The sequence below is a fragment of the Actinomadura rugatobispora genome (assembly GCF_055379765.1).
In genome coordinates, this window is sequence record NZ_AP029191.1 from 10409977 (window position 1) to 10431857 (window position 21881).

Sequence of the window (21881 nt, forward strand, 5' to 3'; positions counted from 1 at the left end):
GCCCGCCCTACTTGGCGCGCTGTCGGCGCACCATCTCGCTGATCCAGATGGGCGCGAACGGAGAGGTGCAGTTCGGCGGAGTCGGGTAGTCCTTGAGCACCTGCAGGCGCTCACCGATGTCGATCGCACGGGCGCGGTGCCCGGCGTGCTCGATCCCGATCTGGGCCAGGCAGTGGTTCATCGCCCACTGCAGGCGATCCGGGGCGTCTTTCATCTCCGCCTCGATGACGTCGAGCAATCCCGCGAGGTCAAGCCCCTCGGGTTTCTTCCCCACCCGCTCGGTGGTCAGTGCCCAGCCGGCACTCGCGACCACCGGGTCCGGATCAGCGGACCAGGCCAGGCGCAGCTCTTCACAGTGCGGGTTCCTCTTCACCACGTAGTTCACGAGCCAGTCGTGCACCTTGGGGGTGCGCGCCTCGCGCAGCATGACGTCCAACTCGGCACGCTCGAACGCCTTCGGGCGGCAGATCAGGAGCGCCAGCAGTCTCGCCGCGGTGTCGTCGGTCTCCCAGAGACGGCGCGCGAGTTCCTGCTGCGTCTTCAGCCGCTTCGCGAGCGCGCGCAGCCTGCCGAGGTTCACACCGTGATCGTCACCGTGTCTCTCGTTCACCGCGCGGATCTTCGGGTCCTCGAGCGCGGCCAGTTCGGCCATCACCTCGGCCACCGTCGCCTCGGCCACCTCAGCCTCCTGTCCATCACGTGCGAGACAGCCTACGACGGCAGGCCGGCCGCACCGGCGTCCAGCCGGGGCCCGGTGGCCGGAGCCGCCGGAGCGGAAGCGCGACCGCCGCTCCTGCGACGATCAGATGGTCAGGAGCACCTTGGTGGCGCGGCGCTCGTCCATCGCCTTGTACCCCTCGGCCGCCTCCTCCAGGGGCAGCCGGAGGTCGAAGACCCTGCCGGGGTCGATCTTCCGCTGCCAGATCAGGTCGATGAGCTCGGGAAGGAACCGGCGCACCGGGGCCGGGCCGCCGAGCAGGTGGACCTGGGAGAAGAACAGGTTCTCCCCGCTGAGGGCGACGTCGTGGCTGACCCCCACGAAGCCGACGTGGCCGCCTGGACGGGTGGAGCCGATGGCCTGCCGCATCGACTGCTGGGTGCCGACCGCCTCGACGACCGAATGCGCGCCCAGCCCGCCGGTCAGCTCCTTGACCTTGGCGACGCCCTCCTCACCGCGCTCGGTGACGATGGCGGTGGCGCCGAACTCGACGGCGAGCTCCTGGCGCGTCCGGTGGCGGCTCATGGCGATGACCTGTTCGGCGCCGAGCTGCCTGGCGGCCAGCACCGCCAGCAACCCGACCGCGCCGTCGCCCACGACCGCGACGGTCTTGCCGGGCCCGGCCTGGGCGGCCACGGCCCCGAACCAGCCGGTGCCCAGGACGTCCGAGGCCGCCAGCAGGCTGGGGATCAGGTCGGCGTCGGGCATGCCCGGCGTGGCCACCAGCGTGCCGTCGGCGTGGGGAATCCTGGCGCGCTCGGACTGGGTGCCGACCTCGGACATGAACACGCGGTCGACGCAGGAGGAGGGGAAGCCCGAGCGGCAGATCTCGCAGGTGCCGTCGGCGGCGACGAACGTGCCCACCACGAACTGCCCCGGCTTGACGGTCGTGACGTCACTGCCGATCTCCTCCACCACACCGACGTACTCGTGCCCCATCGGCTGGTCGTGGACCTCCTCGACCCCGCGGTAGGGCCAGAGGTCCGAACCGCACACACAGGCCGCCGTGACGCGGATGATCGCGTCGGTCGGCTCGATGATCTTCGGATCGTCCAGCTCCCGCACCCGGACATCACCGGGAGCGTGCAACACCACACCACGCATGATCGTCTCTCCTTCGGATTCTTGTGCCACTGCCCATCCAAAGCGCTGGTCAGACCGGCTGGAAGGCCCTGGCGAAAGGTGTACTGGCATGACACCCCTCCCGCCCGGAGGGACGCCTAACCTGAGAAAGGTGGACAACCGCAGCGCCATCCGTGAGTTCCTGACCTCCCGCCGGGCCAGGATCAGCCCGCAGCAGGCCGGACTGCCCTCCTACGGCACCCGGCGGGTGCCCGGGCTGCGCCGTGCCGAGGTCGCCCAGCTCGCCGGAGTCAGCGTGGAGTACTACTCCCGCCTGGAACGCGGAAACCTGGCGGGCGCGTCCGACAGCGTCCTGGACGCCCTGGCCCGTGCGCTGCGGCTCAACGACGAGGAACGCACCCACCTGGAGGACCTGGCCCGCTCCGCCGGCCCCGGTCCGCGCCGCCGGCGCCGCCCCGCCCCGGCCACCGTGCGGCCCGGCGTGCAGCGGCTGCTGGACTCCATGACCGATGCCCCGGCGTTCGTCATGAACGGCCGCGGCGACGTCCTGGCCACCAACGCCCTCGGCCGCGCCCTGTACGCGCCCATGGTCGACGCGGCCCGCGGCGCCACCCCCAACCACGCCCGGTTCATCTTCCTCGACCCCCGATCCCATGACTTCTGGGGCGACTGGGAACGCGCCGCCGACGACACCGTCGCCCTCCTGCAGGCCCAGGCCGGCCGCGACCCCTACGACAAGAACCTCACCGACCTCGTCGGCGAGCTGTCCACCCGCAGCGACGACTTCCGCACCCGCTGGGCCCGCCACGACGTCCGCCAGCACCACCAGGGCGCCAAACCCTTCCACCACCCGGTCGTCGGCGACCTCCACCTGACCTACGAATCCCTCGACCTGGCCGCCGACAACCTCACCCTGGTCGCCTACGGCACCGAGCCCGGCAGCGATTCGGAGGAGAAACTCCGCGTCCTGGCCAGCTGGGCCGCCGCCGAGGCCGGCGCCCCCCGCCTCCGATCAGCGGACCAGACCTGAACGCCCCCGGCCACCGGACCTCGACACGATGGCGGGGAGCCCCTCCCGGCGGAAGTCCCTCCGGGCGAGCGCGATCGTGATTATGTGAACCGTCAGCTGTCGCAGCACGGCAAATGTCTGCGCGGCCAGGTCGCGGGCGGTGCCCAGGACCAGGGTCGCCACGTCCTCGGGGTCGCGGACCAGCTCGTTGACGGCCCGGTAGACCTGCGCGAAGTGCGGGAAGTCGCGGAAGACGTAGAAGTCGCGCAGCCGCTCCTCGTCGGTCGGGACGGTGCCGTCGGGGTGGCGACGGGCCAGTTCAAGTCGACAGACTTTCCTGCGATGCACGGTGATGGCCCCTCGCAGCCCACCGCGCGGTGCGGGCCGGTCACAGGGGCTGCTGTGGTGACCAAGGCCACCGACGTCCAGGCGGCGGGCGACCGTCACGGCCTGGTGCACCGGACATGGCGCGGCCCTTGAACACATCGGGGCCGCGCGGCTCCCTCCTTTACCGGCCGCCTGCCGGCTGTTCCGGCAGGCGGCCGTTCGCCAAAGGCGTCTCCCAGGCGGCGCCCGGCTCGATCGTGACGGTCTCCGCGCCGCAGGCGACCTCGATGGGGGAGGCGACGCCGGGATGCAGCGCCACCCGCAGCCGGTCCTGGCTCAGGGACAGGTCGACGCCCCAGTTGCCGCGGTAGCGCAGCCCGAGGCGCAGCCGCCCGATGCCGGCCGGCAGCCGAGGGGCGAGGTGCAGCACGGTGCCCTGCGTGGTGACGCCGGCGTGGCAGCGCTGGACGAGGTTGACGGTCCCGGCCATCGCGCCCAGGTGGACGCCTTCGGCGGTGGTGCCGTGCTGGCTGTCGCCGATGTCGCTGTCGAGCGACTCCAGGAACAGGTGCCACGCCTCCTCGCCGTCCACGCGCGCCATCAGCCAGGCGTGCACCAGCGAGCTCAGCGTCGACCCGTGGCAGGTGCGCGGAAGGTAGTACGCGATCGTCCGCTCCATCAGGTCCGGCGCGGGGACGTGGCCGAGGCGGGTCAGGACGTCGTCCAGCTCCTCGCGTGACAGCAGGTGGAACAGCATCAGCACGTCCGCCTGCTTGGAGGCCTTGTAGCGGTTGGGCGAATCGCCCTCGGCCTCCAGGATGCGGTCCAGGCGGCGGATGTCGCCGTACCGCCGCCGGTAGCCGTCCCAGTCCAGCTCGTCGAGGTCCGCGTAGCCTTCGAACTGGCTGAGGACGCCGTCGTGGAAGGGGATCGCCATCGTGCGGCTGACGTCCTCCATCCGGGCGATCTCCTCGCGGGCCAGCCCGAGCCGCTCGACCAGTTCGTCGCGCCGGTCGCCGGGCAGCACGGCCAGGACGTCCAGGGCCCGGCACAGCACCCACACGGCCAGGACATTGGTGTAGGCGTTGTTGTCCAGGCCTGGTTCCTCGCGGCCGGGGTATCCGTCGTGGTACTCGTCCGGGCCCATGACGCCGCGGATCTCGTACCGGTCCAGCCCGCGGCTGTAGGTGGCGAGGCCGGCGAAGAAGCGGGCGATCTCCAGGAGCATCTCGGCGCCGTACTCGGCGAGGAACTCGGCGTCGCCGGTGGCCTCGTAGAAGCGCCAGACGTTGAGCGCGACGGCCAGGCCGACATGCCGCTGCAGGTGCGAGTGGTCGGGCAGCCACCGGCCGGAACGCGGGTTGAGATGCAGCCACTGCGTCTCCTCCCGCCCGTCGCCGCCGCTCTGCCAGGGGTACATGGCGCCGCGCCGCCCCGCCTCGCGTGCGGCCCAGCGGGCCTCGGGCAGCCTCCGCGACCGGTAGAGCAGCAGCGATCGCGCGATCTCGGGAAAGCGCAGCGTCAGGAACGGGAGCACGAACAGCTCGTCCCAGAAGATGTGCCCCCGGTAAGCCTCGCCGTGCAGCCCGCGCGCCGGAACGCCGACGTCGAGGTCGACCGTGTGCTCCGAAACCGTCTGCAGCAGGTGGAACATGTGCAGGTTGAGGACGCGCTGCACGTCTTCGCCGTCGACGCTGAGCCGGCAGCGGCGCCACAGGCGTCCCCACGCGAGGGTGTGCCGTTCCAGGAGGCCGTCGAAGCCCGCGGCCCGGTCGACGCGGGTGCGTGCCGCCTTTGCGGGCTCCTCGATGGCCCTGTCGCGAGAGGTGAACAGGGCCGCCACCTTCTCCACGGTGACGGGCACGCCCTCCTCGGCCTCCACGAGGAGATCCTGGGAGATCCAGCCGCGCTCCTCGCGCGTGGTCCGCTTCGCGGCGGCGTCCACGCGGGTGCGGGCGGCCAGGGCGATCTCCACCCCCGACGTGGCGGTACGACATGACAGCCACACCGCCTCGGCGCCGTTCTCGCCCTCGCCGCCGGGGACAAGGTGCGCGCCGTTGAGCAGGCGATAGCGCGCCACCCCGGAGTTGCTCACGCGCCCGTCGAGAGCCGACCGGATCTCCAGGTCCCCGCTCCAGTTCTCCGGGACGATGGTCGTCTCCAGGGCCGCCAGATGCGGATCCTCCATGGACACGATCCGGCGCTGCGCCATCCGGGTCACCCGTCCCGCCGCGTCGGTGAACCGCAGAAGCCGCGTCAGCACGCCCCGCCGCAGATCGAGTTCTTGGCGGTAGGACAGCAGTGCGGAGGGGGAGGCGAGATCGGCGGGACCCAGCCAGGGCCCGTCCCCGATCCGGAGGGTGAGCGGCAGCCAGTTCGGCGCGTTGACCAGGTCCTCGTTGACGACGGTGCGGCCGGCGACGTCCGAGGTCAGCCGGTCGTAGCAGCCGGCGACATAGGTCCCCGGGTAGTGGACTCCGTCGGCCGTGGCCTCGGGCTGCGCTCCCCTGGTGGCGAAGTAGCCGTTGCCGAGAGTGCACAGCGCCTCCCGGACGCCCTCCGAATCCGGGTCGTACCCGTCGTAGACGAGCAGCCAGCGGCTCATGGAGGGCTGCCCTCGGGGGCCGCGTGGTGGTCGGCGCAGATGACGACTTCGCAGCGGGCGTTCGCGCGGACGACCGGGATGGTGGCGCCGCCGAAGGGGTTGCCGTGCTCGGAATGCCCGCGAGCGCCGATGACCAGCAGTTCGCCGTGCCCGGCCTGGTCGGCCAGGACGCGGCCGGGGTCGCCGTAGGCGATGCGCAGGCGGGTGGTGAGGTGCTGGGAGCGGGTGACGATCCGGGCGACCAGGCTGCGGAGCCGCAGCCATTCCCGGGCCGTCCGCAACGGGTGCGGGGACGCCCCCGGTTCCGGGGCCAGGACGCGGACGACGTCGAGCCGGGCGCGCCGCCGCCGGGCCTCCTCGGCGGCGCGGCGCAGGGCGGCGATCGAGTTGGGCGATCCGTCGACGCCGACGATCACGCAACGCTGGGCGGGCATCACCTGCATGGAAACCTCCTTGACCGGTCTCCAGTCCACCCCGCGCCCGCCCACGGCCACAGAGCCGAGTGGCCCGCGGCAGCAGGGACCTTCGCCCCTAGGCGATCGGCCGTTGAAGCCGACGTTCCCAGTTCTTTGCGCGAGCATCACCGGCGCTGCCTGAACGCCCTGTCCCGCCTCGGGATGATGGTCGAACACCCTGGGATCGACCAGCGTTCTGTCGGCCTCCTGGGCGGGCGTCGGCCGCCACGTGCTTCCTGGGCCGCCGCCTCGATCATCTGGAACTCGCGGCCGACCACGGAGGGTGCGGCTCGCCGTAGGCGCAGGTCCTGCGGATCCGGGCCGTTCGGCCCTGTGCTCGTGGCCGTTCCCGGGAGTGGGATGGGTGATGGCGCCGGACCAGGAGGGGGATGACCATGGGGAGGTATGTGCTCGTTGGTTACGACGGGTCCGAGGAGAGCGAGCACGCTCTGCGGTGGGGAGTGGAGGAGGCGCGGCTGCGGGAGCTTCCGCTGGAGGTCGTGCACGCCTGGCGCTGGCCCTATCCGATCGACTACATCGACTACGAGGGGAGCGCGACCCTCAAGCGGGTGGGCCAGCATCTTCTGGACCACGGTGTGGAGCTGGCGCTGCGGGCGGAGCCCACGGTCCCGGTGAGCAAGCACTTGATGAACGGGCCTGCGCACGTTGCGCTGAATCACGCGTGCCGTGACGCCGAACTGGCCGTGGTGGGTTCACATGGGCGGGGAGAACTTTCTTTGGGGTCGACCGCGTTGCGGCTGCCCGCCCGTTCCACCTGTCCGGTCGTGGTGGTGCGGAACGCGGCGGCACGGAATGGGCTGGTCGTCGCGGGTGTCGATGGATCACCCGGGGGTGAGGCGGCGCTGGCCTTCGCCTTCCGGCAGGCGGCGCTGCGCGGGTGGTCGCTGCTGGCCGTCCACGGCTGCTGGGAGCCCAGCGCGGTGCCCGAAGCCGATCTCGCGCTGTTCTCCGAGCAGGAGAAGCTGCTGCGGATGTGCGAGACCCGATTGAAGCGGGCCGTCGAGCCGTGGCGGATCCGGTACCCGGAGGTGCAGGCGGCCACGTCGGTGCCGATGCTCCCCCCGCGCGAGGCCCTGTTCGAGGCGGCCGATGACGCCGATCTCATCGTGGTCGGCAATCGAGGAATGGGCGGGTTCGATCCGCTGCTGCTCGGCGCCACCAGCGGGGCCCTGTTGCAGCACGCTCCGTGCGCGGTGGCGATCGTGCAGCCGGAGGCTGACCATGATCGATGAGGTGCGCTCGCGCATGAGCCGTTCTTCTGGCGCGGAGCGCGAGCACGGCCCGCAGGAGGCGGCGGTGGTGATCGAGACGCTGGGGCCGGGCGACGTCTTGGGCTGGTCCTGGAATCCGCCAAGTGAGCTGCGGCCCCACCGTGTGGACGACCGATACCGTTCCGGCGAGTTCGGCCCCGGGAGCGCCGATGGCTCGGATGACCAGACCGGGCGAGGCCGTGACTCATCGCAGGGCGTGCAGGAACCGGGCGGCGAGCGGGGCGGCCACCTCGCCGCCTGAGCCGCCGCCCTCGACCAGCACGGAGAACGCCACCTCGCCGTGGAAGCCGATGAACCAGGCGTGCGATTTGCCGCCGTCGCCGACCTCGGCCGTTCCGGTCTTGCCCGCGGTGCCTTCCGGGAGGTCCGCGCGTTCGGCGGTGCCGTCGGTGACGACCGCGCGCATCATCTCGCGCAGCGAGCTCGCTCCCGGCACCGGGCGGGTGCGCTGCAGCTCTCCTCGGATCAGTTTGGCGTCGACCAAACGCGGCGGCCGCCACCGCCCGTCCGCGACGGCCGCCGCGACCAGCGCCATCGTGAGCGGGCTGGCCTGCACCCGTCCCTGGCCGATGGCCGCCTCGGCAAGCTCGGCACCACCGCCGGGGGTGGGGAAGGAGCCTGGGGTGGCCGCGATTCCAGGGGTGATCGAGCCGCCGAAGCCGAACGAGCGCGCGGCGTCGGCCAGTTTGCCGGCGCCCAGCTTCTCCACGGCCAGCTGCGCGAAGGTGGTGTTGCAGGAAGCCGCGAAGGCGTTGCGCAGCGAGGCCGTCCCAAGAGAGAGGCCCTGGGAGTTGCGGATGGTGCGCTGCGCGGTGACCACCGACTCGGGGCAGCGGACGTCGCTGCCGGCGGACAGGCCGTCCGCGAGCAGGGCGGCGGCGGTGACCACCTTGAAGGTGGAGCCGGGCGGGTAGGCGCCCAGGAACGCGCTGCGTCCGCCCAGCCTGTCGGCGACGGCCAGCACCTCCCCGGTGGACGGGCGCACCGCCACCAGGGCGGAGGCGGTCCGACCGGAGATCGCCTTCTCGGCCGCGGCCTGGATCCGGGGATCCAGCGTCGTCCGGATCCGTTCGGACGGGTCGGCCCCCAGCAGTGCCAGCCGCTGGGGCGCCCGTCGCGCTTCGGTGATCTCGACGGCCCATCCCGAGGTGTCGGCTTCGGAGTCGCCGAGATCCTCCGACAGGGCCGCGGTGTAGGGCTGGAGCGAACTGTACTCCGAGAGCGGCCGCCCCTTCCCGTCGGTGATCGTCGCGGGGGCGGTCTTGGTTTCGGTGAGCGTCCAGACGGCGAATCCGGTCAGTGAGGGATGCAGGGTGGCCGGGCTCCACAGGACCCTCCACTGGCCCTTCACCAGGCTCAACTCCAGAGTCGACCGGTAGGTCCAGGTCACTCGCCCCGCGAGGTTTCGAGAGATCTCGAACTCCTGGCGGGCCTGGTTCCGGTCGGCGGCCTGGCGGACCAGCGGGCCCGGAGCCAGCGCGACCGAGTACACCTTGAGTCCCCGGGACAGGGCCCGATGCTGCTCGGCGTAGTCGCCAGGCGGCTCGGAGACCAGTTCGGCCATGCGGTCCAGGGCGCCCCTGCGCCAGGCGGCGAAGTAGTCGCGGGAGACCTGCTCGGGAGTACCTGGATCCCGCCATGGAAAGGTCAGGGCGGCAACACCGCCGGCCGCCAGGACGATGATCAGCAGCACCGCAAGGACAAAGACCCCACGAGATCGCAACGCCGCCCCCTTCGAAGGCCGTCAACGATCATCTCCGATCATGGCCCACGCCGGTTGGCCAGATCCGGGCGCGGCGACGCGAGTGCGGCGCGTCCTTTCGGCCCTCGCCCTGGTCGGGGGTCGGTTCGAGGACGGTGACCCTGGAGACGCCTGGCACGGTGCGGGCGAGGACGTCGGCCACGGCCCGGGCGGCCTCGTCGGCCTCACCGCGCAACTCGACGCTTCCGTCGTGGACAGTGACGGCCCACCGGCCCCCCGCCCCCTGCTCGTCGAGCACGGCGATCACGTCGTCCCGGACGCGGGCGTCGTCGCGTGCCAGCACGGCGAGCAGGTCGCGGCGGCTGACGATGCCGGCCAGGACGGGGCCGTCGAGCACCGGCACGCTCTTGATCCCGGTCGTGATCATCATCTCGGCCAGCGCGGCGGCGTCGGAGGCGGGCCGCGCGGTGCGGACCTCGGTGGTCATGATCTCCTCGACCCGCCGCGGGGGAGGCGCGCCCGGAGCGGCCGGCGGGCGGGCGAAGGCGCGGGGATCGGCCTCGAACGCGCCGCGCAGCAGGTCCATCTCGCTGACGATGCCGACCATCCGGCCGCCCTCGTCCACGACGGGGCGGCGGTGATGTCGTGCTCGTACAGCACCCGGACGGCTTGCCGGACGGTGGCCCGCCTCGGCAGGGTCACCACCGGGGAGGTCATCACCTCACCGATCAACATGACGCGCCCCTCACCCTCGGTCCGATGGGCCTGCCGCCATCGTGCGGCCTGTGCTGCCGGTCCTGAAGGGCCGAAGGTCCCGGTGAGGCGTGTCAAGAGGCCACGGCGCCCCGAACCCATGAACGGCCAAGTTCCTCAGGAGGAGGGACCTTCGCCTCTCTGGGCCCGAACGTCCTGGTGGTCGACTGGAAACCGGGCGAAGTGAGGGGGGAGACGTCATGGAGTCCATGGGAGGGCGGCCGACTACGGCCGGCGTGCCGGAAGACGTGTCACGGGACGTCCGGGAGGCGGTGGAGGCGGCGGTGTGGGCGCCGTCGGTCCACAACACCCAGCCGTGGAGGTTCGCCGTCCGGGGTGCGCGGATCAGCCTGCGCGCCGACGCCGATCGGCGGCTGGGCGTGGCCGACCCCGAGGGCCGGGAAATGCTGATCAGCTGCGGCGCGGCGCTGGCGACGCTGCGGATCGCGGTCGGAGCCCTCGGCCGCGAGGCCGGGGTCCGCGAACTGCCCGACCCGGACCGGCCCCATCTGATGGCGGACGTCGAGCTGGGCGCCCGTGCTCTGGACGATGAGCACGCGCAGCGGTTGTCCGAGGCGGTCCGGCGGAGGCGTACGCACCGGGGTGCTTTCAAGCACGCCGAGGTCAGGCCCTCCATGCTCGCGGTCCTGCGGTTGGAAGCCGAACAGGGGGACGTCCGCTTGGTCCAAGTCGTGGAGGAGCACACCCGGCAGGCCCTGGCGGGGCTCACCCAGGCCGCCGAACACCTGCTGCACCTCGACACGAGGCTGGCCGGTGAGGAGGCGCGCTGGGCTCCGGCACCGGGCAGCAGGCGTGCCGACGGCGTGCACGAGGCCGCCTACCCCGGCGACGCGCCGCATACCGAACCGTACTTTCCCGCCCGCGACTTCGCCCGCGGTCACGGCTGGGGAGTGCGGGAAGGCCCCGGCGGTGGGCCGGACGAGCCGTCGACCGGACTGGTCCTGATGCTCACCACCCGGGGCGACACGCCGCTGGACTGGCTCCGGGCCGGGCAGGCGCTCCAGCGGATGCTGCTGCGGGCCGCGGCCGAGGAGGACCTGGCCGCCGCGTTCCACACGCAGGCCCTGGAGATCCCGGAACTGCGCGAGTTCATCCGCACACGGTTCTGCAACGGCCGGTACCCGCAGATGCTGCTGCGACTGGGCGTCCCGGAGGGCCCCGAGCTTGCGACCGTTCGGCGGCCCATCAATGAGGTCATCGTCGACGAAACCGGCCCCGCATGACCATGCGAAGCGGCTGCCGCCTCCGGGATCGTCGAACTTCGGCCGCGGCGGCCAGACGCGCATCCTCGGGAAGGGAGCCGATCATGCGGTATCCGATCGTCGTCGCAATCGACGGTTCGGCCCCTGCGCGGCAGGGGCCGGACTGAGCGATCGAGCACGCTCGCCCGCACGGGGTTCGGACGCCCCACGGGAAAGTAGGGGCGAAGGTCCCGGGACTGGATGACTCTTGGCCGCTGCGGGTGCGGCGGCGCGGGCCGGAGGCTGGTGGCCATGACACACGACACCTCGTCCGCCGAGGTCTTCGCCCTGCTCACCGATGGCGTCCAAGTCCAGATCAGGCAGGTGGTGCCCGAGGACCGCGACGAGGTCCGCGGCCTGCACGCCGGGCTGTCCGCCGAGAGCCTGTACTTCCGCTTCTTCGGGCTGAGCCCCTCGATGGCCGATCAGGTGGCGGCGAACGTGTGCCGCGAGCCGGGCCCCGGCCACCTCACGCTGGGCGCCTGGCTGAAGGGGCGGTTGATCGGCGTCGCCCAGTACGAGGCCATCGGCGGCGGCGAGGCCGAGATCGCGCTGGCGGTGGCCGAGCACATGCACCATCGCGGCGTGGGGACGCTGCTGCTGGAACATCTGGCGTCGCGGGCGCGGGCCCGCGGCGTCCGAGCGTTCCGGGCCGACGTGCTGGCGGAGAACTCGGCGATGCTGCGGGTGTTCGCCGACGCCGGGCTGCCCGCCCGCCGCGGATACGCGGCCGGCGTGGTCGAGGCGACCCTGCCGCTGGACGGCGGGGACCGCTACCTGGACACCGACGACCGCTACCTGGACGCCGTGGCCGGCAGGGAGAGCCGCGCCACCGTCGCCAGCCTGGAACCCCTCCTGCACCCGCGGGTGGTCGCCGTGGTCGGGGCCGGCCGCAAGCCCGGATCCGTCGGGGGCGCGATCCTGCACAACATCCGTACCGGCGGCTTCGAGGGCGCGGTGTACGCGGTGAATCCGCACGCCGCGGGCACCGTCCTGGACGGGGTGCCCTGCGTGGCGGCGCCGGGCGACCTGCCCGAGCCGCCCGACCTGGCCGTGCTCGCGGTCCCGGCCCCGGCCGTCGCACCGGCCGCCGCGGCCTGCGGGCGCCGCGGCGCCAGGGCGGTCGTGGTGGTGAGCTCCGGGCTGACCGCCGAGCACAGCCGCGACCTGCAGGCCGCCTGCCACACCTACGGCATGCGCCTGGTCGGGCCCAACTGCCTGGGCGTCGCCGACGCCGCCTCCCGCCTGAACGCCACGTTCGCGGCCGGACGCCCGGCTGCCGGGTCGGCGGGGGTGGTGGTGCAGTCCGGCGGGGTCGGCGTCGCGCTGCTCGACCACCTCTCCCGGCTGGGAATCGGGGTGTCCTCGTTCGCCTCGGTGGGCGACAAATACGACGTCAGCGGCAACGACATGCTCATGTGGTGGGAGGCCGACCCCGGCACCCGCCTGGGCCTGGTCCACGTTGAGTCCTTCGGCAGTCCGCGCAAGTTCGCCCGCACGGCGCGCCGGGTGGCCGAGCGGATGCCGCTGCTGACGGTCGTGGCGGGCCGTTCCGCGGCCGGGACCCGCGCGGCGGCCTCCCACACCGCGGCCGCCGCCACGCCCGCCGTGACCCGCCACGCGCTGTTCCGCCAGGCCGGCATCATCGCCGCCGACGACCTCGGCGACCTGGTCGGCACGGCGGCGCTGCTGGCCCTGCAGCCGCTTCCGGCGGGGCCGCGGGTGGCGATCGTGTCCAACGCGGGCGGGGGAGGGGTGCTGGCCGCCGACGCCTGCGCCGACGCCGGGCTGATCGTGCCGCCGCTCTCGCCCCGCACCAGGGAGCGGCTGGCCGGCCTGCTGCCCGCGCCCGCCGCCGTCGCCAACCCCGTGGACACCACCGCCGCCGTCACCCCCGAACGGTTCCGCCGCGTGCTGGAAGCGGCCGCCGACGACGAGACGGTGGACGCGATCCTGGCCGTGGTCGTCCCGACGGCCCTGGGCGACCTGACCACCGCCCTGCGCGGCACGGGCAAACCGGTCGCCGCGGTCGTACTGGGACAGGCCGAGACCGTCACGGCCGGTGAGGACGGCGTGCCCGCCTACGCCTTCCCCGAGAACGCGGCCCGGGCCCTCGCCGCGGCCTGGCAGTACGCGGGCTGGCGAGCCCGCCCGAAAGGGGCAGGCCCCACCTACTCCGATCTCGACCGCGGCCGGGTCACGTCGATCATCGACGGGTTCCTGGGACGGGCGCCCGAGGGAGGGTGGCTGCCGCCGCTGGAGACCTTCCGGCTGCTCGAGGCCTACGGTCTCCCTCTCGCGCCGTGGCGCTGGGCCCCCACCGAGGACGCCGCGGTGCGCGCCGCGGCCGAACTCGGCGGTGCGGTCGCCCTGAAGGCCCATGTCCCGGGCGTCCTGCACAAGACCGCCGCCGGAGCGCTCCACCTCGACCTGCGCGGCGAGACCGAGGTCCGGACCGCCTACCGGGAGATGGCCGACCGATTCGGGAACGAGCTCCACGGCGTGCTCGTCCAGGCGATGGCGGCCGAAGGCGTGGAGGTGCTCTGCGGCCTGGTCCAGGAAGAGATCTTCGGCCCGCTGGTGGTGTTCGGCGCGGGCGGCGTCGACACCGAGGCGCTGGCCGACCGCGCCGCACGGCTCGCCCCGCTCACCGACCTGGAGGCCGAGAGCCTGGTCCGGGATGCCCGGATCGCACCCGTCCTGCTCGGCCACCCGGCCCGCGCCGCGGGCGACCTGCCGGGCCTCCAGGACGTCCTGCTGCGGATCGCACGGCTGGCCGTCGACCACTCCCAGATCGCCGAACTGGACCTCAACCCCGTGATCGTCCGTCCCGACGGCGTGGTGGCCGTCGACGCCCGCGTCCGCCTCGTCCCGCACCGCACCTGGGACCCCTACCTGCGCAGGCTCCGCTGACGACCCTGGGGAAACGCCGGGCAGCGAGGGAGGCGGGCTCGCGCGCTTCCCACCGGGCGAGCTCGCCCACTTCATCATGTGAACCCGCCAGGGGCGTGGCGTCTGCCACGCCCATCAGGCATCGGCGTGCACCGGCGCGAGCAGGCGGCGCCCGGTGATGAAACGCGTCGCGATGCGGATGAAGTGACCGCGCGGCTCGGAGGGCCAAGGGCCGAGGGGAAGACGCTCCAGATCGCCACCGGCCACATGGTCCGCGCGTCCGACGACGGTGACCGACCAGCCGGTGGCCGTGGCGAGATCGATGTCGTCGGTCTCGAAGGCGACGATCGCGCCGCGCAGGGAGTCGTCGAGCTCGGAGCCGGGCGCGGCCCGGATGATCACGTCGCCGTGCTCGTCGAGGACGAAGTCGACCGGCTGGATGGCCGGAAGCGCCCGATCGGTGTAAACCACCCGCCCCAGCGAGGCCGTTGCCAGCAACGCCAGGCATTTCTCACGGCCGAGAGCTCGAAAGCCGTTTTCGTCGTTCATACTTCAAGCCTTGACGTGCCGGGTGGCCCAGCGCAGAGACGAACGTCCTCGTTGTTCAGGTTCTTGGTGAGTGCGCTGGGCGGTTCGGTGCGCCGGCGGATTCACTCTTTACAGGTTCTCCGGCGCAGGCCCCCAGGGGCGCGGGCCGCCGCTCGTCATGGAGCGGGCCGGTGCCCTGCGGCGTGCCTCCCGGTACTCCGCCAGGTGCTCCACACGGGTGCGCAGGCGCCGGCCGGCCAGGTTGACGGCCTCGGGCATGGTGCGCGCGGCGGCGTTGGCGTTGACCGGGCGGCCGTTGAGATCCACTCGCATGGAAACGAGAGCGGGACGCGGCACGGCGGGATCCTTGAGCACGCTGAGCGTGACCCTGGAGTACAGAACGGGGCCCTGGGCGTGGGCCATGGCCCAGGCGACGACTTCGCGAGCGAAGCGCGCATCCTCCTGCGACACCTCCGCTGTGGTCGTGATCTGGATGTCGAGTTCCTCCGGAGCGCTGGCAGGCACCGTGAGCCTCCTTGAACGTGGCTGAAAGGCCGTCACTGTCAGCGTCCACCTTCGAAGGCCGCCTCCCCAGGGACCTTGGTCCCCGCCGCCCCGCCGTACGTACCAAGGACCGGTTGATCTTGTGAGGGCATGGCACCGGGCACGCACGACGGCGGCGCCGGCCTGGGGCCGACCACCGCCGGCGACCTCCGCGGACCACACCGGCTCCAGTGTCCACGCAGGTCAGGGTGTCCGGCTCACGACCCCGACCAGAAGGGAACCCGGCCGATGAAGCCCAGCAGTTTGGTCTGGACATCCGCGTCGCCGGGGACCTCGACGCGCGCGCCGTACTGGCCGGAGGAGCGGAGAACCTGGTCCATGGGTTCCATCCCGCCGAGGAGTTGAGCGCAGAAGTCGGGGTCCAGCCGGTCGTCCTGGCCGGTGGCCCTGGACAGATCCCAGGTGTGCATGAACACGTCAGCGATGTAGAACTGGTCGATCGCGGTGTCCAGGGGCAGGCTGCCGATGTGCGGGTTGGTGAGTTCCCGGCGCTTCGTCTCCGGATCGTCCAGCACGGCCTGCACGCCGTCGCAGTGAACCTGCCATGCGGCGACCGGGTTCTCGTCCACCGACGGTCCGCGGGGCAGGTCGATGCCGGCACCGGAGGCCAGGAACGCGGGGAACCATTCGGTCAGGTGGCGCACGACGTCGCGGGCGGTCCAGTCGGCGACCGGGGACGGCGCGTCCCACGACCGGGTACCGCGGACCCGGTCGGTGAACAGCCCGGCGACCTGCCGGTGCCGCTCGGCCGGACGGTCAGGCAGCGTCATCGATGAGCATCCTCTCCAGTTTGGCGTAACCCTCGTCGATGCCGACCTCCATACCGCTGCGCAGCATCGCGTCGCGACCCTCGAAGCTGTCGACCAGCGACTGCGCTCGCAGCCGCGTACGGCCGCCGCCCAAGTCCTGGAACCACAGCGTCTCCAGCGCGACCCCCTCAGGATCGCCCTCGAAGGTGAAGGTCTGCACCATGCGGTCCGGCCGCACCTCGTGGAAGCAGCCGTGGAACCAGTACTCGGTGCCGTCGCGCTCCGAGACGTACCGCCAGCTGCCGCCGGTCCGCGCGTCCCAGTGCTCGATCCGGGTGGTCATGGCGCTGGGGCCCACCCACCGGGCGAACAACGCGGGATCGGTGTGGGCGCGGAAAAGCTGCTCGGGCGTCGCCGTGAAGTCACGCGTCGTCCGGATGACCGGCAGTCTCGGGTCGGCTTCGATGGCCGTCTCCCTGATCCTGTTCATGTTCTTCCCCCTTCATCTGCTCCAGGACGATGTCGAGGCGGCGGTAGCGCTGCTCGACGCGGCGCCGGTGGCGCTCGATCCAGGTGTCCATCAGGTCGAGGGCCTGAAGTTCCAGGCGCACCGGGCGGGGCTGAGGCCCTGGCGGCCGGCTGACGAGCCCGGCGTCCTCCAGCACCCGCAGATGCTTGTAGACGGCCTGCAGCGTCATCCGGTACGGCTCGGCCAGCCGGCTCACGGTCGCGTCGCCCTCTGAGAGCCGGGCCACCATGTCGCGCCGGGTGGGATCGGCGAGGGCGGCGAAGACCCGGGACAGCGTGTCCGTGCTCATCCCTCTCCCTTTCAACTCGATGGTTGAAACAACCGTAGATCGCAAGCCCGCCACCCGTCAACCGCCCGGTTGAAAGCGCTGCTCCTACCATGGGGAGTGCATCGGGCGCTGCGCGATGCCGGGACGCGCGCCGGCCGTCGGCGGCCGGCCATGTTCCCCGTGGGCGAGCGGCGCGGCCGGTTCCGCACCCGACTTCGAGGCCTGCAACGAAGCCGCCAGTGAGGCGGCCACGGTTCCGAGCCCGGGGTTGGAGACGGGCTCTCAGCCGACCGGGGTCGCGACGTAGGTGACCCACCAGCCCTGGTGCGGCTGGCCGTTGCAGTCCCACAACTGCATGCGCGAGCCGTTGGCGTTGACCGTGGCGGCGGCGGCCTCCAGGCAGCGGTCGGTGGGGACGTGGACGATCCGGAAAGGCTGGGACGAGCCGCGCACCAGCCACTGCTGACCGAGACCGCCGTTGCAGCCCCGCAGTTCCACGATGGTGCCGTTGCCGCCGTAGGGGAGGGCGTCCAGACACCAGAAGGGCGAGACGCTGCTCCATATCCCGAGCGTGTTGTTACTCCATGCCCCGGTATTCCAGTTCTGCTGTATTTGGTAATTGCAGTCCCACAATTGGACCTTGGTCACCAGATGGCCCACGGTGCCCAGGTCGGCGTCCAGGCAGCGCGCCGCTGGATGCTGCGTCCTGGCGATGAACTTCGCGTTGGGCTGGAACGGCTGGGCGTGCGCGGGCCCGCCGGTCATGATCGCGATCAGCGGTGCCGCCGCGATGGGCGCCAGCCACCGAGCAGCCGCCCGGAATGATCGAGAAACGGACATGGGTCTCCCCGAGTATCGACTGTGTCGATTTTCTATTCTGCTGAGGGAATTCGTCGTGTCGCCCATTCGTCCGCTGGTGGCCAGTTGCCGGGTTCCGTGTTTCGCCGGGCACATCTGCCATCGGATCGGCCGGCCGGCACGCGCATGCCCTCGGCCCGTGCCCCTGAGGGGCTTGATCGTCAGGGCATCGGATCGAGATGACCCTCGATGGTGGTCTGGGAGTAGGGGGAGCGGTCCCAGAGGGCGAAGATTTCGGCGGCGAGCGCCGTGAGCGGGAACAGGTCCGGCTTGGACCGCGTGTTCACTTCGATCCTGGCCGCCAGCAGGCTGCGCGGGACGGCGTCGGCGTCGAGGAGGACGCGCCACTGGTCCGGCGCGAGTTCCAGGAACTCCAGCGCGTCCAGCCGGGTGATCTCCAGTGGGTCGGTCAGTGAGCCGGCTGCGGCGCACAACGTCCGCAGCCGGGGCAGGCCGATGACCGGGGCGAGACTGAGCGGCCGGTCCCGCGGCCCGATGCTCAGGACCTCCAGTCGGGGGTGTGCGGCGGCTTCCACGTCCGGCAGGTGCCCGCCGTTGACGTGGGCCACGACCCCAGGGCCGTTGCCGTGAGGGCCGGTGAGCCATTGGTCGCGGCGGTTCACCACCATGTCGGTCAAGGACTCGGCGCGCAGGTCGGCGCCGATCGCCTTCTCGTGGTCGAGCCAGATGATCTGGCCCAGGTGCCCGCCCGGGCCCGGCGTCAGATCGACCGCGATCAGGTCGCCGCCACCGCTGTCCCCGAAGACGATCCAGCCGGGCGAACCGGCCAGACCCTGCACAGCCGAGCCGGGCGGCGTGACGACCGCTTTCGTCGCCGCGGACTTCCACTCGAATGGGCGGGAGGCCGCATCGGCGACGTACACCTCCTCCAGCGGGAACAGCTCGCAGCCCACCGCCTCGCACTCGCGGTCCGCGGCCTGAACGTCGCCGTAGTCCTCCCAGTTCGCCCTTGTCGCGCGGTAGAGCACCGTGAGCTCGTCGGGCAACGGAACACCCAGGCGTTCCTGCGCGGCGTCGAGTTCCTCCTGGGTGGCGCCGATGGCATCGGGAAGGCGCTCGCGCAGCGTCCGCTCCAGCAGTTCCGGATCCGCCGACGGTGCGGGCGCCGCGTCCGGCATCGGGTCGGGAAGACGGCGCCAGGGCTCCGGGGCGGAGTTCTCGACCAGGACCAGCGTGCCGGGCAGTTCCCCGATGTCGGTGTAGGCGGCCAGGTCGGGAGGGAGCAGGTGGATCACGGTCCGCCGCCCGTCCGGCCAGATCTCCGCGACGAACGAGACGGCCACCAGACCCGCGTCCTCCAGCGCGGTCCGCACCTGCTCCACCGCCTCCTCCTCGGCCCGCGTCCCCTGCCCGGACGACGAGATCCGCCGCGCATCGAGAAGGCGCCGATTGCCGGCACGGTCGACCCACCCTCCGACGTGCCCGCCCGAAGCGCCGGCCTTCTCCGCATGGGCCGCCCGCAAAAGCCTCAGCAGCGGCTTCCAGGTCACGAAGTCATAGATCGAGGACAACGCCGACCTCCGGTCATTGCTGCGAGCACGGTGAGGTGATTATGGAGGCAGGCAACGACATGCCGTACATGCTCGCCGGTCAACTGGACGGCGATGTCCTCACGTCCCGATCCCAGGAACCGACCGCCCAAGGGCGGGGCTTCCTGGGCCGTTTTCGGGGTGGTCGGCCGGTTGCGGTGAAGGTTGTGCGGCTGGATCTGGGCGACGGTGCGGGGTTCCGGCGACCGTCCTGATGGCCGGCGGCGGGGTCGGGTTCGGCGTGCCCTGAGTGCGAGGGGGGTGGTGAGCACTTGGACCCTGCCTGGATACGGGGGTGACATGCTGCGGAAACATCCCCTTCCTAATTTCTGTCGCCTGACAGGAATTAGGGATTGGGGCTGCTGCCATGACCGCCACCGCTCCACCGCCGAGCGCGGACGCCACCGGCCCGGCAGGCGACTCCGCGGCGCTCGCCGGCTTCGGCTACAGCCAGGAACTGCACCGGAGCATGGGGCGCTACGCCTCGTTCGCCGCCGGCTTCTCCTTCATCTCCGTCCTCACGACCGTCTTCCAGTTCTTCGCCTTCGGGTACTCGTTCGGCGGCGGGGCCTTCTTCTGGACCTGGCCCGCCGTCCTGCTGGGCCAGCTGCTGGTCGCGGCCTGCTTCGCCGAACTCGCCGCCCGCTACCCGATCTCGGGCGCCATCTACCAGTGGTCCACCCGGCTCAGCCGTCCCACCTTCGGCTGGTTCGCCGGCTGGATCATGGTCACCGGGCAGATCGTGGTGGTCGCCGCCGCGGCGCTCGCGCTGCAGGTGGTGCTGCCCGCGATCTGGAGCGGTTTCCAGCTCGTCGGGGGCGACCCGGCGCCCACGACGGCGACCGGGGCGGCCAACGCCGCCGTGCTCGCCGGGATGCTCCTCGCCCTCACCACGCTGGTCAACGTGCTGGACAACCGGGTGCTCTCGGCGATCAACCGGATCGGCGTCACCGCCGAGATCATCGGGGCCGCGCTCATCATCGTGCTGCTGCTCACCCACTCCGAACGCGGCGGGGGCGTCACCCTGCGCACCGGGGGCGAGGGCGGGACGATCGGCGCGCTGCTGGTGGGCGCGTTCGCCGCCGCGTACGTCCTGATCGGGTTCGACAGCGCGGGCGAGATGAGCGAGGAGACCCGGCACCCGCGCCGCACCGCGCCCCGCACGATCCTCACCGCTCTTTTCGCGGCCGGGGTCCTGGCCACCCTGATGGTGCTCGGCGGGCTGCTCGCGGCGCCCAGCCTGACCGACGGGCGGCTGGCCACCGAGGGGCTGGCGTACGTCCTGACCAGCAGCCTGGGGTCCGGGGTCGGCAAGGCGCTGCTGGTGGACGTGGCGGTCGCCATCGCCGTCGCCACCCTCGCGATCCAGACGTCGGCGACCCGGATGCTGTTCTCCATGGCCCGCGACGGGGTGGTGCCCGCCTCGCGCGTCCTGTCCAGGGTCTCCCCGCGCACCGGCATGCCGGCCGCGCCCGCGGTGACGGTGGGCGTCGCCGCGGCCGGGCTCTGCCTGCTGAACCTGGCCTCGCCGGAGGCGTTCCTCGCGATCGGGACCACCTGCATCGCCATGCTGTACCTGGCGTACGCGATGGTCACCGGGCCGATGCTGGTGCGCAGGCTGCGCGGCGGCTGGTCCGCCGACCCCGGCGTGGACGAGACCGGCCGGCCGCTGTTCTCGCTGGGCCGGTGGGGGCTGCCGATCAACGCGCTCGCCCTGGTCTACGGCCTGGCCATGACCGTCAACCTGGCCTGGCCGCGCGCCGCGGTCTACGACCCGGAGGGCGGGCACTGGTACTTCCAGTGGTTCACCGCGCTCTTCCTCGGCGCGACGGTGCTGCTCGGCGCCGTGTACCGGGCGCGGCGCCGTCCGGCGGAGGCGCCCGTGGCCCAGCCCGCTCCGGTGCCGTAGCGCGGGGCGTCAGGCCAGGTTCCGGCCCGCCTCGCGCGCCGCCGCCAGGTCCTCCTCGCGGACGCCGGCCACCCGCAGCGCCGCGTCCGCCGTCGCCGCCGCGAAGACCGGGACGGGACGCTCCGGGCCGGAGCGGTGGATCAGGATGACGCTCTCGATGAGCCCGAACACCAGGTCGGTGCGGAGCACGAGTTCGCGCTTGTCGAGGGCGCCGCAGCTCTCCGTGGCCGCGAGCAGTTGCCCGTAGGTCTCCTTGAGCTCGGCCCGGACCCGGTGGAATCCGGCGAATTGTTCGGCGCGGACCTCGGGCAGCAGGTAGAGGGCGCCGAGGTTGTGCGGGCCGCCGCAGAGCAGTTCGACGTCGGAGCGGCACAGCTGCCACAGGCGGGCCTCGGCCGGGGCGGGGCCGTCGTCGGCGAGGAGACCGCGGGCGAGCCGCAGGGACGGGGTGACCGTGCCTTCGAGCAGCGCGGCGAGGAGGTCCTCCTTGCCGTCGAAGTAGTGGTACATCGTGGCCTGCCGCATCCCGGCGCGCTCGGCGATCGCCCTGGTCGAGGTGGCCGCGTAGCCGCGCTCGGTGAACATCTCGGCGGCCGCCGCCAGCAGTTCCTCCCGTGCGGGAAGCCCGCTGTCGGGGCGCTGCGCCGCGCGCGGCCGGCCGACCCGTCGTCCGCTGGTGCCCATGGGGCGATCGTCGCACACGGCCGTCCGGGGCACTCCGGCGCGGCCGTTCCGGTGAGGAGTCGGTAACGCCGCCGCAACGTCAGGGAAACGGCCCCGAATCCACCTCTGCCTAATTTCTGTCGAGCGACAGAAACACGTCCGGGA

At 72.2% G+C, this 21881-nt stretch carries 22 protein-coding genes; 6 read left to right on the top strand and 16 right to left on the bottom strand.

Features of this window, described 5'->3' with window-relative positions; genetic code table 11:
- Positions 1–7 precede the first annotated feature (7 nt).
- Both ACZ466_RS46475 and ACZ466_RS46480 read right to left on the bottom strand, forming a co-directional pair.
- Positions 8–652, bottom strand: coding sequence for a DNA alkylation repair protein (locus ACZ466_RS46475; protein WP_378279596.1), 645 nt, complete (start codon positions 650–652; stop codon positions 8–10).
- Between the two features lie 150 nt (positions 653–802).
- On the bottom strand, positions 803–1822 hold the full coding sequence (locus ACZ466_RS46480) for a zinc-dependent alcohol dehydrogenase family protein (protein WP_378279419.1): 1020 nt from the start codon (positions 1820–1822) through the stop codon (positions 803–805).
- A gap of 130 nt (positions 1823–1952) precedes the next feature.
- On the opposite strand from ACZ466_RS46480, the gene ACZ466_RS46485 reads away from it, so the two are divergent.
- A complete protein-coding gene (locus ACZ466_RS46485) occupies positions 1953–2831 on the top strand; it encodes a helix-turn-helix domain-containing protein (protein WP_378279421.1) in 879 nt (292 codons plus the stop codon).
- On the opposite strand, the gene ACZ466_RS46490 is transcribed toward ACZ466_RS46485, so the two are convergent.
- The 3 genes from ACZ466_RS46490 to ACZ466_RS46500 all read right to left on the bottom strand — a co-directional run bounded on the left by ACZ466_RS46490 (position 2814) and on the right by ACZ466_RS46500 (position 6185).
- Positions 2814–3158 (bottom strand): hypothetical protein, encoded by a 345-nt coding sequence (locus tag ACZ466_RS46490; RefSeq protein ID WP_378279423.1) that lies wholly within the window; start codon positions 3156–3158, stop codon positions 2814–2816. The two genes, ACZ466_RS46485 and ACZ466_RS46490, sit on opposite strands and share 18 nt — an antisense overlap.
- A gap of 160 nt (positions 3159–3318) precedes the next feature.
- The gene (locus ACZ466_RS46495; protein ID WP_378279425.1) at positions 3319–5742 is read right to left on the bottom strand and encodes a glycoside hydrolase family 65 protein; all 2424 of its coding nucleotides are present in this window, start codon (positions 5740–5742) and stop codon (positions 3319–3321) included.
- Entirely contained in the window at positions 5739–6185 is a 447-nt protein-coding gene (locus ACZ466_RS46500) for a universal stress protein (RefSeq protein ID WP_378279427.1), read from the bottom strand. Before ACZ466_RS46500 ends, ACZ466_RS46495 begins: the two co-directional genes overlap by 4 nt.
- Positions 6186–6586: 401 nt before the next feature.
- On the opposite strand from ACZ466_RS46500, the gene ACZ466_RS46505 reads away from it, so the two are divergent.
- A complete protein-coding gene (locus tag ACZ466_RS46505) occupies positions 6587–7450 on the top strand; it encodes a universal stress protein (RefSeq protein ID WP_378279429.1) in 864 nt (287 codons plus the stop codon).
- A complete protein-coding gene (locus ACZ466_RS46510; RefSeq protein WP_378279431.1) occupies positions 7440–7730 on the top strand; it encodes a hypothetical protein in 291 nt (96 codons plus the stop codon). Before ACZ466_RS46505 ends, ACZ466_RS46510 begins: the two co-directional genes overlap by 11 nt.
- Here the strand turns inward: ACZ466_RS46510 and ACZ466_RS46515 are convergent.
- From ACZ466_RS46515 to ACZ466_RS46525, 3 genes are read right to left on the bottom strand one after another with little or no spacing between them, the layout of a single operon-like run.
- Positions 7674–9182 (bottom strand): penicillin-binding transpeptidase domain-containing protein, encoded by a 1509-nt coding sequence (locus ACZ466_RS46515; protein ID WP_378279433.1) that lies wholly within the window; start codon positions 9180–9182, stop codon positions 7674–7676. The genes ACZ466_RS46510 and ACZ466_RS46515 overlap by 57 nt on opposite strands.
- A 58-nt stretch (positions 9183–9240) precedes the next feature.
- Positions 9241–9789, bottom strand: coding sequence for a CBS domain-containing protein (locus ACZ466_RS46520; RefSeq protein ID WP_464044053.1), 549 nt, complete (start codon positions 9787–9789; stop codon positions 9241–9243).
- Entirely contained in the window at positions 9675–10046 is a 372-nt protein-coding gene (locus ACZ466_RS46525; RefSeq protein WP_464041971.1) for a CBS domain-containing protein, read from the bottom strand. The genes ACZ466_RS46520 and ACZ466_RS46525 overlap by 115 nt, the downstream gene beginning before the upstream one ends.
- A 134-nt stretch (positions 10047–10180) precedes the next feature.
- Between ACZ466_RS46525 and ACZ466_RS46530 the strand changes: the two genes are divergently transcribed.
- Positions 10181–11188 carry an Acg family FMN-binding oxidoreductase gene (locus tag ACZ466_RS46530; protein WP_464041972.1) on the top strand — a complete coding sequence of 336 codons (1008 nt, stop codon included), beginning with the start codon at positions 10181–10183 and terminating at the stop codon, positions 11186–11188.
- 270 nt (positions 11189–11458) lie between these two features.
- Positions 11459–14119 carry a bifunctional acetate--CoA ligase family protein/GNAT family N-acetyltransferase gene (locus ACZ466_RS46535; protein WP_378279438.1) on the top strand — a complete coding sequence of 887 codons (2661 nt, stop codon included), beginning with the start codon at positions 11459–11461 and terminating at the stop codon, positions 14117–14119.
- Positions 14120–14233: 114 nt separating this feature from the next.
- Here the strand turns inward: ACZ466_RS46535 and ACZ466_RS46540 are convergent, their stop codons facing one another.
- The 7 genes from ACZ466_RS46540 to ACZ466_RS46570 form a co-directional block, all read right to left on the bottom strand.
- Positions 14234–14647 carry a pyridoxamine 5'-phosphate oxidase family protein gene (locus ACZ466_RS46540; RefSeq protein ID WP_378279440.1) on the bottom strand — a complete coding sequence of 138 codons (414 nt, stop codon included), beginning with the start codon at positions 14645–14647 and terminating at the stop codon, positions 14234–14236.
- A 108-nt stretch (positions 14648–14755) separates the two neighbouring features.
- Positions 14756–15151 carry a hypothetical protein gene (locus ACZ466_RS46545; RefSeq protein WP_378279442.1) on the bottom strand — a complete coding sequence of 132 codons (396 nt, stop codon included), beginning with the start codon at positions 15149–15151 and terminating at the stop codon, positions 14756–14758.
- 236 nt (positions 15152–15387) lie between these two features.
- Positions 15388–15960, bottom strand: coding sequence for a TIGR03086 family metal-binding protein (locus ACZ466_RS46550; protein WP_378279444.1), 573 nt, complete (start codon positions 15958–15960; stop codon positions 15388–15390).
- Positions 15947–16429: an SRPBCC family protein gene (locus ACZ466_RS46555; protein WP_378279445.1), complete on the bottom strand. Its 483-nt coding sequence runs from the start codon at positions 16427–16429 to the stop codon at positions 15947–15949. The genes ACZ466_RS46550 and ACZ466_RS46555 overlap by 14 nt, the downstream gene beginning before the upstream one ends.
- On the bottom strand, positions 16362–16757 hold the full coding sequence (locus ACZ466_RS46560) for an ArsR/SmtB family transcription factor (protein ID WP_378279446.1): 396 nt from the start codon (positions 16755–16757) through the stop codon (positions 16362–16364). Before ACZ466_RS46560 ends, ACZ466_RS46555 begins: the two co-directional genes overlap by 68 nt.
- A gap of 261 nt (positions 16758–17018) precedes the next feature.
- Entirely contained in the window at positions 17019–17576 is a 558-nt protein-coding gene (locus tag ACZ466_RS46565; RefSeq protein ID WP_378279448.1) for a ricin-type beta-trefoil lectin domain protein, read from the bottom strand.
- 179 nt (positions 17577–17755) lie between these two features.
- Entirely contained in the window at positions 17756–19126 is a 1371-nt protein-coding gene (locus ACZ466_RS46570) for an SMI1/KNR4 family protein (RefSeq protein ID WP_378279450.1), read from the bottom strand.
- A gap of 385 nt (positions 19127–19511) precedes the next feature.
- Here ACZ466_RS46570 and ACZ466_RS46575 point away from each other — a divergent pair, with 385 nt between their 5' ends.
- Positions 19512–21053, top strand: a complete 1542-nt coding sequence (locus ACZ466_RS46575; protein ID WP_378279452.1) for an amino acid permease — start codon at positions 19512–19514, stop codon at positions 21051–21053.
- Between the two features lie 9 nt (positions 21054–21062).
- Here ACZ466_RS46575 and ACZ466_RS46580 read toward each other — a convergent pair whose 3' ends face one another.
- Positions 21063–21737: a TetR/AcrR family transcriptional regulator gene (locus ACZ466_RS46580; protein WP_378279454.1), complete on the bottom strand. Its 675-nt coding sequence runs from the start codon at positions 21735–21737 to the stop codon at positions 21063–21065.
- Between the last annotated feature and the right edge of the window lie 144 nt (positions 21738–21881).